We start from the raw sequence: 11,018 nt of genomic DNA, 5'->3' as shown, positions 1-11,018 counted from the left end.
CCGGCCTCCATGTCACCACCACCCCCATCCTGCAGAAAGACCCCGACCCCCCCCCCCCCCCCCCTTTCCGGGGGGCGTCCGTGCCCGGCCCCCCCCCCCCCCCCCCCCCCCCCCCCGTCCCGCGTTCCCGGGCGGCTCGGGCCCCTCACTTAAATGATCGCGACTGTTGTCAGGGGCGGCGGGTAGGCTCGAGAGCAAGATGACCGAAGAACTCTCACCCGCCGAGCGGTACGCCGCTGCCCGGATCCGCGCCGCCGAAGAGGCCTCCGCCCTGGCCCCCTTCCGCGAGATGTACGCATTCGACCTGGATCCGTACCAGATCGAGGCCTGTAAGGCACTGGAGGCCGGCAAGGGCGTCCTGGTGGCCGCCCCGACCGGCTCGGGCAAGACCATCGTGGGCGAGTTCGCCGTGCACCTCGCCCTCCAGCAGGGCCGCAAGTGCTTCTACACGACCCCGATCAAGGCCCTGTCGAACCAGAAGTACGCCGACCTCGTCAAGCGCTACGGCGCCGCGAAGGTGGGCCTGCTGACCGGTGACAACAGCGTCAACGGCGACGCCCCCGTGGTCGTGATGACCACCGAGGTGCTCCGCAACATGCTCTACGCGGGCTCGCAGGCGCTCAGCGGCCTCGGCTACGTCGTGATGGACGAGGTGCACTACCTCTCCGACCGGTTCCGCGGCGCCGTGTGGGAGGAAGTGATCATCCACCTCCCCGAGTCGGTGACGCTGGTCTCGCTCTCCGCGACCGTCTCCAACGCCGAGGAGTTCGGCGACTGGCTCGACACCGTGCGCGGCGACACGGAGGTCATCGTCTCCGAGGAGCGGCCCGTACCGCTGTGGCAGCACGTCATGGCCGGCCGCCGGATCTACGACCTCTTCGAGGAGGAGTCCGACCACGGAGGCCGCGGCTCCGCCCGCCGCGAGGTCAATCCCGACCTGCTGCGCATGGCCCGCGAGGAGAACAGCCGCGGCTACAGCCCCAAGGACCGGCGGCGCGGCAAGATGGTCCGCGAGGCCGACCGCGAGCGCGAGCGCCGCTCCCGCAGCCGGATCTGGACCCCCGGCCGCCCCGAGGTGATCGCGCGGCTCGACAACGACGACCTGCTGCCCGCCATCAACTTCATCTTCAGCCGGGCAGGGTGCGAAGCCGCCGTCCAGCAGTGCCTGTACGCGGGCCTGCGGCTCAACGACGACACCGCGCGCCTGAGGGTCCGGGAGATCGTCGAGGAGCGGACCGCCTCCATCCCCGCCGAGGACCTGCACGTCCTGGGCTACTACGAGTGGCTCGAAGGCCTGGAGCGCGGCATCGCCGCGCACCACGCGGGCATGCTGCCCACCTTCAAGGAGGTCGTCGAGGAGCTGTTCGTACGCGGCCTCGTCAAGGCCGTCTTCGCCACCGAGACCCTCGCGCTCGGCATCAACATGCCCGCGCGCACGGTCATCCTGGAGAAGCTGGTCAAGTGGAACGGCGAGCAGCACGCCGACATCACCCCCGGCGAGTACACGCAGCTCACCGGCCGGGCCGGGCGGCGCGGCATCGACGTCGAGGGCCACGCGGTGGTGCTGTGGCAGCGCGGCATGGACCCGGTGCAGCTCGCCGGGCTCGCCGGAACCCGCACCTATCCGCTGCGCTCCAGCTTCAGGCCCTCGTACAACATGGCCGTCAACCTGGTCTCCCAGTTCGGCCGGCACCGCTCCCGGGAACTGCTGGAGACCTCCTTCGCGCAGTTCCAGGCGGACCGCGCGGTCGTCGGGATCTCCCGGCAGGTCCAGCGCAACGAGGAGGGCCTGGAGGGCTACCGGGAGGGCATGACCTGCCACCTCGGCGACTTCGAGGAGTACGCGCGGCTGCGCCGCGAGCTCAAGGACCGGGAGACCGACCTCGCCAAGCAGGGCGCGGCCCAGCGCCGGGCGCAGGCGGCCGGTTCGCTGGAGAAGCTGAGGCCGGGCGACGTCATCCACGTGCCGACGGGCAAGTTCGCCGGGCTGGCCCTGGTCCTGGACCCGGGCGTGCCGGGCGGGCGCGTCAACGGACACCGCGGGCACGACTACCACGAGGGCCCCCGCCCGCTGGTGCTCACCGCCGAACGGCAGGTCAAGCGGCTCGCCGCGATCGACTTCCCGGTGCCGGTCGAGGCCATCGACCGGATGCGGATCCCCAAGTCCTTCAACGCGCGCTCCCCGCAGTCCCGCAGGGACCTGGCGACGGCGCTGCGCAACAAGGCCGGGCACATCCACCCGCAGCGGCACCGGCCGGGCCGGGCCGCCGCGGCCGACGACCGCGAGATCGCCCGGCTGCGGACCGAGCTGCGGGCGCACCCCTGCCACGGCTGCGACGAGCGCGAGGACCACGCCCGCTGGGCGGAGCGCTACCACCGCCTCAAGCGGGACACGCAGCAGCTGGAGCGGCGCATCGAGGGCCGGACGAACACTATCGCCCGCACCTTCGACCGGATCCACGCCCTGCTGACCGAACTGGACTACCTGCGCGAGGACGAGGTCACCGCGCACGGCAAGCGTCTGGCCCGGCTCTACGGGGAGCTGGACCTGCTGGCCTCGGAGTGCCTGCGCGAAGGCGTCTGGGAGGGGCTGAGCCCCGCCGAACTGGCCGCCTGTGTCTCGGCGTTGGTCTTCGAGGCCCGGCAGTCCGACGACGCGGTCCCGCCGAAGGTGCCGGGCGGCGCGGCGAAGGCGGCGCTGGGCGAGATGGTCCGCATCTGGGGCCGGCTCGACGCGCTGGAGGAGGAGCACCGCATCAACCAGGCGGAGGGCGTCGGCCAGCGCGAGCCGGACCTCGGATTCGCGTGGGCGGCCTACCAGTGGGCCTCCGACAAGAGCCTGGACGAGGTGCTGCGGGAGGCGGAGATGCCGGCCGGTGACTTCGTGCGCTGGTGCAAGCAGGTCATCGACGTCCTCGGGCAGATCGCGCAGGCGGCCCCCGCCTCCACGGCCCCGCCCTCCTCGGCGGGCGGCAGCACGGTGGCGCGCAACGCCCGCAAGGCCGTCGACGCCCTGTTGCGGGGTGTCGTGGCCTACAGCTCCGTCGGGTAGCCGGGTCTTGGGGCTTCCTCCGAAGCCCGTGAAGGCCCGGTCTCATCTCCTGCCATGATCGTCGCCGCGTTTCCTGTGCGACGATCGGCGTATGAGCGGGGGAACGGGCGAAGGCCCGAGACGGGTCGGCCGGCCGCGCGCCGACCGGCTGAGAGCGGACAGCGGCCGGCCGCCGCGCGAGGAACTCCTCCGCGCGGCGGCCGAACTGTTCACGGTCCGCGGGTACGCCGCCACCACCACCCGGGCGGTGGCCGAACGGGCCGGAATGCGCCAGGCCACGATGTACCACTACTTCGGCGGCAAGGAGGAACTCCTCGCCGAACTCCTGGAGTCCACGGTCGCGCCCTCGCTGGAGCTCTCCCGCCGGCTGCTGGCCGACACCGCCCGGCCCGCCGCCGTACGGCTGTGGGAGCTGTGCCGCTCGGACGTGCTGCTGCTGTGCGGCGGACCGTACGACCTGGGCGCCCTCTACCTGCTGCCCGAGCTGCGGGGCCGGCGGCTGGCGGGGTTCCGGCGGATGCGCGGGGAGCTGCGCGACGGCTACCGGGCGTTGCTCGCGGCGACCCCGGCCGGGGCCGCACTGGCCGCGGACGGGGACGGGGCCGGGCTGGCCCTGCGCAACGACCTGGTCTTCGGCCTGATCGAGGGCGTCATGCTGGTCCGCCGCTCCGATCCGGGGCGCCCGGTCGCGGCCTTCGCGGAGGCCGCCGCCGATGCCGCCCTGCGGATCGCGGGGCTCACACCGCCGGCCCCGCTTCCCAGCCCGCGCGGTCCCGCCAGGCCCGGAGGGTGAGTCCGCTCTCCAGCCGGTGCCGGGCGCCCGTGACGGGGTCGGTGAAGGCCAGGACGCGGGCCAGCAGCTGGAGCGGGCGCCGGTAGTCCGCCGGGCCGGCCGCCTCGGCCACCACCGGGTAGACGGGATCGCCCAGGATGGGCAGGCCCAGACCGTTCATGTGCACCCGCAGCTGGTGGGTGCGCCCGGTGTGCGGGGTGAGCCGGTAGCGGCCCAGCCCGTCGCGGGCCTCGGCGAGCTCGATCAGGCTCTCGGCGTTCGGCTCGGCACCCGGCACCTCGACCGCGGCCATCACCCCGCGGGTCTTCTCGATGTGGCTGCGGACCAGCCGGGGCAGCTCCAGCGACGGGTCGTGGGCCGCGAGGGCCTCGTACTCCTTGTGCACCCGCCGCTGCTGGAACAGCGTCTGGTAGGCGCCGCGGTCCTCGGGCCGGATGCTGAACATCACCAGCCCGGCCGTCATCCGGTCCAGGCGGTGCGCCGGGCTCAGGGCGGGCAGGTCCAGTTCCCGGCGCAGCCGCGCCAGGGCGGTCTCGGTGACGTGGGTGCCGCGCGGGGTGGTCGCCAGGAAGTGCGGCTTGTCCACCACCAGGAGGTGCCGGTCGCGGTGGACCACGCGGATCGGGAAGGGCACGGGCGGCTCGGGCGGCATGTCCCGGTGGAACCAGAGCCAGCCGCCCGGCTCGTACGGGTCCTCGTGCCGCAGCACCCGGCCGCCCTCGCCGAGCACCCGGCCGTCCGCGAGCAGCCGCGCCATGGACTCGGAGCCGCGCGTGCCGGCGTACCGCTCGGTCAGGTAGTCGCCGAGCCGGGGCCACCTGCCCTCGTGGTCGGGGGGCAGGCGCATCCGGACCGGGTCGATGCCGGCCTGCTGGGGGAGGGGTGCGGGCGGGATGTGGGATCTGCGGCTCATCGGGACCAGGGTAGGCGGCTACTTCCGGGTGAAGGTGCCGAGGCGGTTCTGGTCGAGGTACTCGACGCGGACCGTCCCGTCGGAGAAGAACACCCCGGTGCGGCCGACGGCGTTCTCGCCGGCCGTCTCGAAGCTGAACGTGTCGCCGTCGTAGTGGGTCAGGGGGAAGCGCATCGGCTTCGGTCCGAGGGAGAGGACCAGACCCTTGCCGGAGGGGTCGGCGGCGACGGTGAGGGGGCCGTAGTACGGGTTCTCGTAGGTACCGGTGTAGACGCTGTCGTCGCGGGCGGGCTTCGCGCCGGCCGGGGGGCGGGAGTAGTCGGTGTCGGACCGGGCCGCGGCGTCGAGCTGCTCGTACGTGGCGGCGACGAGCGCCAGCCAGTCGGTGGTCGGCTTGCCGTGCTCGGCGATGTCGAAGAAGTCCAGGGCGACGGAGTCCGCCAGGCCGACGGGGGAGCCGTTGGTCAGGACGACGATGCCGAGGCGCTCCAGCGGGACCATCGTGACGTTGGTGTTGGCGCCGAGCTCGAAGCCCCCGGAGTGGCTCAGGCGCAGCCGGCCGGCGTCGTCGTAGCTGACGTTCCAGCCGAGCCCGTAGAACTGCGGGGTGCCGCGGGGGGTCCGGGCCTGGGAGACGATCTGGGGCAGGCGGGTGTGGTCGAGGGTGTCCTCGGGGATGACGCGCTTCCCGTCGAGGGTGCCGGTGTTCAGCTGGAGCCGCAGCCAGCGGGCCATGTCGCGGGCGGTGGAGCTGGTCCCGCCCGCCGGGGTCTGGGCGTCGGCGTCGCGGACGTAGCGGGGGCTCCAGGTGCCGTCGGCGTTCTTCACGTGGCCGGAGGCCCGGTCCGGGGCCTTGGCGTAGGCGGAGAACTCGGTGCTGGTGCGGGTCATCCCGGCGGGCTTGAAGAGGGTGTCCTCGCTGAGCTTCTGCCAGCTCACGCCGTGGTCGCGGGCGACGGCCTCGGCGGCGGCGGTGAACCCGAAGTTGGTGTACGCGTAGCTCGCGCGGAAGGGGGTCAGCGGCTCCTCGCGGAGGTGGCCGAGGATGTACGCCCGGTCGTAGCCGAGGTCTTCCAGGAGGTCCCCGGCGTGGTCGGGGAGGCCGCTGCGGTGCGAGAGCAGGTCGGCGGCCGTGACGTGTGAGGTGACCCAGGGGTCTTTGAGGGCGAAGCCGGGGAGGGTTCCGGCGAGGGGTTCGTCCCAGGCCTCGGGGGAGGTGAGGGTCCCGGCGATGACGGTGGAGGTGACCGGCTTGGAGACGGAGGCCAGCTGGAAGACGGTGTCGGGGCCGACCCTGGCGGTGTCGCCGGTGCGGCGGAGCCCGAAGCCCTTGAGGTAGACGACCTTGTCGTCGTGGACGACGGCGACGGAGACGCCCGGGACGCCGGTCCGGCGCATGCCGGCGGCGACGGTGGCGTCGAGCCGGGCGATCGCGGCGGCGACGGCGGCGTCGGTGAGGCGCGGCGCGGGGGGCGGGGGCGGAGCGGGCGCCGCCGACGCGGCCGCGGTCACCACCAGCACCGCGGCTGCGGCGAGTCCGGCCGCGCGGAACGTACGCATGGGGCCATTGTCCGCCCGGCGCCGCCGCCGTGCCGCTCGGGCGGGGGCGGCCGTACCGGACTCCGGCCGGCGGGGGCGGTGCGGGACCGCGTCGTGCCAGGGGCCCTGTCCTGGCCGTCCTCGGGGGTGCGGCCCGCCCTGGTCCGGCGGACGGCCCCGCGGCCGGCACGGGGCGTCGTGCGGTCCGGCGCCGCGGCGGGGGTGCCGTGCCGGGCGGCATCGGCCCGCGAAGACCGCCCGGACAGGGCTTAGGCGGCGGCCCGGGCCGGGAGGTCCTGTTCGGCTTCGACCGTGGCGTTCCAGTCGCGCTTGATGGCGCGCCAGCCCTCGTCCGTCTCGCCCAGGCGCCAGTAGCCCGAGATCGACAGCCGCTCGCGCGCCACGCCGCGGTCCAGGCGGAGGTGGCGGCGGAGCTCCTTGACGAAGCCCGCCTCGCCGTGGACGAAGGCGTGCACGTCGGTGGAGGGGAAGTGCAGGGAGGTGACCGCCTCGACCAGGGCCGCGCCCACCGGGCGGTCGCCGCGGTGCAGCCATACCGGGGAGACGCCGTCCGGGGTGCGGATGTCCTGCTCGTCCGCCGGGCCGTCGATCTCGATGAAGGCGTGCACCAGCGCGCCCCGCGGCATGCGTTCCATCGACGCCGCGATCCCCGGCAGTGCGCTCTCGTCGCCGGCGAGGAGGTGCCAGCCCGCCAGGGGGTCCGGGGCGTAGGAGCCGCCGGGGCCGAGGAAGTGGACCCGTTCGCCGGGCTGTACGCGGGCCGCCCAGGGGCCGGCCAGGCCCTCGTCGCCGTGGACGACGAAGTCCAGGGTCAGCTCCCGGCGGGCCGGGTCCCAGGCGCGGACCGTGTACGCGCGCTGGCGGGGCCAGGCCTCGCGGCGGTGGGTCGCGCGGATGACGTCGAGGTCCCAGGGCTCGGCGTACCGCACGCCCTCGGGTGCGAAGAGGAGTTTCACGTAGTGGTCCGTGTGCGCGCCCGCGTCGAAGCCGGCCAGCCCGTCGCCGCCGAGTACGAGGCGGACCATGTGCGGCGTGAGTCGTTCGGTGCGTACGACGACTGCGGTGCCGACGGTGCGGGCGCGTCCTTCTGCCACGGTATCTCCCCTTACGCCTACGAAGCTTAGGATTACCTAACTTAGCATCTCAGGGGCGCAGCGCGCTGCTCAGACGTGACACCGCTCCTCCCAGACCCCACCGATGGGCGAGTGCCTCGACCATCTCGGGCCGGGCGGGCGCCTTCGGGAGGGCCGCTTCGAAGGCCGGGAGCGGGACGTCGGAGGCCACCCGGACCACCTTGGGGGCGACCTCGAGGTAGGCGCGGGACTCGTCCAGGCGCTTGCGCTGGGTGGGGGTCAGCCCCGACTTCGGATCGCCGACCGCCGCGATGATCCCGGCCAGGTCCCCGTACGCGTCCAGCAGCTTGGCCGCCGTCTTCTCGCCGATGCCCGGCACGCCCGGCAGGCCGTCGCTCGGGTCGCCGCGCAGCAGCGCGAGGTCCGCGTACCCGGGGCCGTCCACCCCGTACTTCTCGCGCAGCCAGGCCTCGTCCGTCACCTGGAGGCTGCCCACGCCCTTGAGCGGGTACAGGACGCGGCGCCGGCGGGCGTCGTCCACCAGCTGGTAGAGGTCCCGGTCACCGGTGACGATGTCCACCGGGCCGGTGGCGCGGGCCGTGAGCGTGCCGATCACGTCGTCCGCCTCGTACCCGGCGACCCCCACCCGGGCGATGCCGAACGCGTCCAGTGCCGCCTCGATGATCGGCACCTGCGGGGCCAGGGTGTCCGGGGTCTCCTCCACGTCCGGGCCGGTCTCCGTCGCCTCCGCGACCCGGTGCGCCTTGTAGGAGGGGATCAGCTCCACCCGCCAGTGCGGCCGCCAGTCGGCGTCCATGCAGGCCACCAGGTCGTCCGGGCGGTGGTCCTGCACCAGCCGGCCGATGAAGTCGAGCAGTCCGCGCACGGCGTTGACGGGGGTGCCGTCGGGGGCCTTCACGGAGTCGGGCACGCCGAAGTAGGCGCGGTAGTAGAGGGAGGCGGTGTCCAGGAGCATCAGGCGTCGTGTCGTCACGCAGACGATGATGCCGCACCGCCGTCGAGGTGCGGGGGTCACCCAAAGTGACGCGACGGTCACTCAAACAGTCGCTCCGGCGCGCGCGTTCGCGATCGCTCGCGGAGGGTTTGATCACCGGCCGGGTCCGGTGCCCGTCCGGTCCCGGTCGGTCCCGCCCGCCCCCGTCCTGTGAGGGTTCCGCATGCCCCGTCGCGGAGTCGCCCGCGCCCTCGTCGCGAGCACCGTGCTGTCCCTGCTGCCCGCCGGACCCGTCGCCGCCCACGACGGTTCCCCCGGTCCGGCCACCGCCACCGCCACCGCCGCCGTCCGGCAGGGCCCCGGCGAGGTGCGCGAGCGGGTCCGGCGGGAGGTCTTCCCGGCGGAGGCGCGCGCCCTCGGCCCCGAGCGTGCCGAGGCGCACGCGCGCACCCGCCTCGCGGTGCGGGAGGAGGCCGGCCGTCCCGACACCGTCAGGGCCGCGCGCCTCGCGTCCCTGACGGAGTCTCAAGCCCGGGCGAACGCAGGTTTCCGCCCCGCCCTCTACGGCGCGTTCACGGAGTACTTCGACTCGCCGGAGTCCGGCGCGCACACCGCCCTGCTGCCCACCGGCAAGGTGCTGCTGTTCTCCTTCGAGCACACCGGCGCCGGCCGTGCCTTCCTGTGGGACCCGGCGAAGGGCACCGGTGCCGGGTCGTTCGAGAAGGTCACCCCGCCCCGGGCCGCCGCGCCCTTCTTCCCCACCGGCCACGCGCTCCTCCCCAGCGGCAGGCTCGTCGTGCGCGGGGCCCCCGGCGCGCACGCGGACGGCGGGCCCACGCTGGTCTTCGACCCCTGGACCGAGGCCTGGAGCCGCGGCCCGGCGACCCCCGCCGGCCGGGCGCCCTTCCCGGACGGGGCCGGGCCGCTCTGGGGCACCCGGGCCCCGGCGGTGGAACGTTTCCCCGCGCGCGTCCATCCCGTGGCGGCGGGCGGCCCCTCGTACGCGCCCTCCGCCGGCCGCCCCCACGACAACACCCTCCTGACGCCCGACGGAACCCTGCTGACCGTGAGCGGCGCGTACGACATCCACGACTACGCGAGCGGCCTGCTCAGCCCCGCCCCCGACCCGAAGTACCGGCAGCTGGAGCTGCGCGACACCAAGGGCGGCTGGCGGCTGGGCCCGTTGCAGCGGCTGCCGCGCGGCCACCACTCCAACGCCCTGGTCCTGCCCGACGGCCGGGTCGCGATCACCGGCGACGAGCTCCAGCAGACCGCCCACGACGCGGACCCCGGCGACGGCGCGCACGGCACCATCGAGATCTACGAGCCCGCCTACCTGCACCAGGGGCCCCGGCCCGTGCTCGACGAGGTGCCCGCCGTGCCCCTCGCCCCCGGCGACCGCTTCCGGGTCCGCACCAGCACCCCGGACCGGGTCCGCAGGGCCGTGCTGCTGGCGCCGGCCGGCGCCCCCCGTCCCGCCGGGGCCTCCCGGCGGCAGGTCGAACTGCGCATCGAGCGGCGCCAGGGCGGACTCCTCACCCTCCAGGCCCCGCCGACGCGGGCGGCCGCCCCGTCCGGCCACCACCTGCTCTTCCTCCTCGACGAGAAGGGCGTGCCCAGCGTCGCGCGCTGGGTCCGGCTGACCTGACCCACCCCGCCCCGGCCCGCTCCCCGCCCTCCCGCCCCGCACCCTGGAGACCCGATGGACGACGCGGCCCCTCACCCCCGCCCGCAGGAACGTCATCAGGGCCGGGGCGGCGGCCGCCGCCTCGCTCGCCGTGTGCCCGTACGCCGCCGGCCCGGTCGGCGACGCGGTGATCCTCGCCGGTGACCGTGCGCTGTGGCGCCAGGGCGGCGGACACGTAGGGTGACCGGGTGGCCACGGGAATCCACCGGGTCGCGGGCCGGTGGCCTCCTGCGCGCGAATCACGGGGCGGTTGCTGCGTAAGGTGCTTACAGCACACCGATGTGCGTTGAGGACAGGGGAGGGCAGCCCCGACATGAACGACAAGGAAGACGGAAGCATCGCGGACGCCACGGACGGCACGGAGTACGAGCCCGCGCGGGCGGGCTCGGCCGAGAGCCACGACAAGGAGAAGGACTCCAAGGAGCCGCTGCGGGTGGGCATCGCCGTACGCAAACGGCGCCGCGCGCTGCACCTCACCCTCGCCGCCGTCTCGGCGCGCAGCGGCCTGTCCGTCCCCTTCCTGAGCCAGATAGAGAACGAGCGCGCCCGCCCCAGCATGCGTTCGCTGGAGCGGGTCGCCGACGCGCTGGAGACCACGGCCGTGGAGCTGCTGGCCGCCTCGGACACGGCGCGCACCGTGGACCTCGTGCGGGCCGGTGACGAGTCCGGCTTCGCTCCGGTGATGGGCGTACGCCCCCTCGTGCGCGGACACCACCAGCTGCACGCCCTGGAGTTCACCGGGGACCAGGACGCCGGCCGCGAGTACCAGCACCGCAACGACGAGCTGATGTACGTGGTCTCCGGCGCCTGCCAGGTGGAGGCCGAGGGGCGGGCGTACCGGCTGGAGAGCGGGGACGCGCTGTTCCTCTCCGGCGGGGTGCGCCACCGCTGGCGGGCGGTCAGCGAGGACACCCGGCTGCTGGTGGTCGCCGTCGGGGACCACATCCACGCCACCTCCGAGCCGCCCTCGCCGGGACGCTGAGCG

8 protein-coding genes are annotated in these 11,018 nt (G+C 74.5%); 4 read left to right on the top strand and 4 right to left on the bottom strand.

Going from position 1 to position 11,018, the window contains the following annotated elements; all coding sequences use genetic code 11:
• Positions 1 to 199 precede the first annotated feature (199 nt).
• Complete coding sequence (locus ACZ4WZ_RS19270; protein ID WP_467891783.1) at positions 200 to 3,052, top strand: DEAD/DEAH box helicase; 2,853 nt, start codon at positions 200 to 202, stop codon at positions 3,050 to 3,052.
• A 91-nt stretch (positions 3,053 to 3,143) separates the two neighbouring features.
• Entirely contained in the window at positions 3,144 to 3,845 is a 702-nt protein-coding gene (locus tag ACZ4WZ_RS19265; protein WP_467891781.1) for a TetR/AcrR family transcriptional regulator, read from the top strand.
• On the opposite strand, the gene ACZ4WZ_RS19260 is transcribed toward ACZ4WZ_RS19265, so the two are convergent.
• From ACZ4WZ_RS19260 to ACZ4WZ_RS19245, 4 genes are all read right to left on the bottom strand, one after another.
• Complete coding sequence (locus ACZ4WZ_RS19260; protein ID WP_467891779.1) at positions 3,790 to 4,758, bottom strand: pseudouridine synthase; 969 nt, start codon at positions 4,756 to 4,758, stop codon at positions 3,790 to 3,792. The genes ACZ4WZ_RS19265 and ACZ4WZ_RS19260 overlap by 56 nt on opposite strands.
• Before the next feature lie 18 nt (positions 4,759 to 4,776).
• Positions 4,777 to 6,318 (bottom strand): serine hydrolase, encoded by a 1,542-nt coding sequence (locus ACZ4WZ_RS19255; RefSeq protein ID WP_467891777.1) that lies wholly within the window; start codon positions 6,316 to 6,318, stop codon positions 4,777 to 4,779.
• A gap of 248 nt (positions 6,319 to 6,566) precedes the next feature.
• Complete coding sequence (locus tag ACZ4WZ_RS19250; RefSeq protein ID WP_467891775.1) at positions 6,567 to 7,412, bottom strand: siderophore-interacting protein; 846 nt, start codon at positions 7,410 to 7,412, stop codon at positions 6,567 to 6,569.
• A 49-nt stretch (positions 7,413 to 7,461) separates the two neighbouring features.
• The gene (locus tag ACZ4WZ_RS19245) at positions 7,462 to 8,367 is read right to left on the bottom strand and encodes a 5'-3' exonuclease (RefSeq protein ID WP_467891841.1); all 906 of its coding nucleotides are present in this window, start codon (positions 8,365 to 8,367) and stop codon (positions 7,462 to 7,464) included.
• 202 nt (positions 8,368 to 8,569) lie between these two features.
• Here ACZ4WZ_RS19245 and ACZ4WZ_RS19240 point away from each other — a divergent pair, with 202 nt between their 5' ends.
• Positions 8,570 to 9,994: a galactose oxidase-like domain-containing protein gene (locus tag ACZ4WZ_RS19240; RefSeq protein ID WP_467891773.1), complete on the top strand. Its 1,425-nt coding sequence runs from the start codon at positions 8,570 to 8,572 to the stop codon at positions 9,992 to 9,994.
• Positions 9,995 to 10,466: 472 nt separating this feature from the next.
• Complete coding sequence (locus ACZ4WZ_RS19235) at positions 10,467 to 11,015, top strand: helix-turn-helix domain-containing protein (protein WP_467891839.1); 549 nt, start codon at positions 10,467 to 10,469, stop codon at positions 11,013 to 11,015.
• Positions 11,016 to 11,018: the final 3 nt, after the last annotated feature.

This window comes from Streptomyces sp. NPDC029122 (genome assembly GCF_055569445.1).
Note: the sequence above shows the minus strand (reverse complement) of the source record. Positions and strands in the feature narration are given on the sequence as shown.

Coding starts and splice junctions, on each gene's coding strand:
- ACZ4WZ_RS19270 (WP_467891783.1), top strand. CDS start 200: ATGACCGAAGAACTCTCACCCGCCGAGCGGTACGCCGCTGCCCGGATC.
- ACZ4WZ_RS19265 (WP_467891781.1), top strand. CDS start 3,144: ATGAGCGGGGGAACGGGCGAAGGCCCGAGACGGGTCGGCCGGCCGCGC.
- ACZ4WZ_RS19260 (WP_467891779.1), bottom strand. CDS start 4,758: ATGAGCCGCAGATCCCACATCCCGCCCGCACCCCTCCCCCAGCAGGCC.
- ACZ4WZ_RS19255 (WP_467891777.1), bottom strand. CDS start 6,318: ATGCGTACGTTCCGCGCGGCCGGACTCGCCGCAGCCGCGGTGCTGGTG.
- ACZ4WZ_RS19245 (WP_467891841.1), bottom strand. CDS start 8,367: ATGCTCCTGGACACCGCCTCCCTCTACTACCGCGCCTACTTCGGCGTG.
- ACZ4WZ_RS19240 (WP_467891773.1), top strand. CDS start 8,570: ATGCCCCGTCGCGGAGTCGCCCGCGCCCTCGTCGCGAGCACCGTGCTG.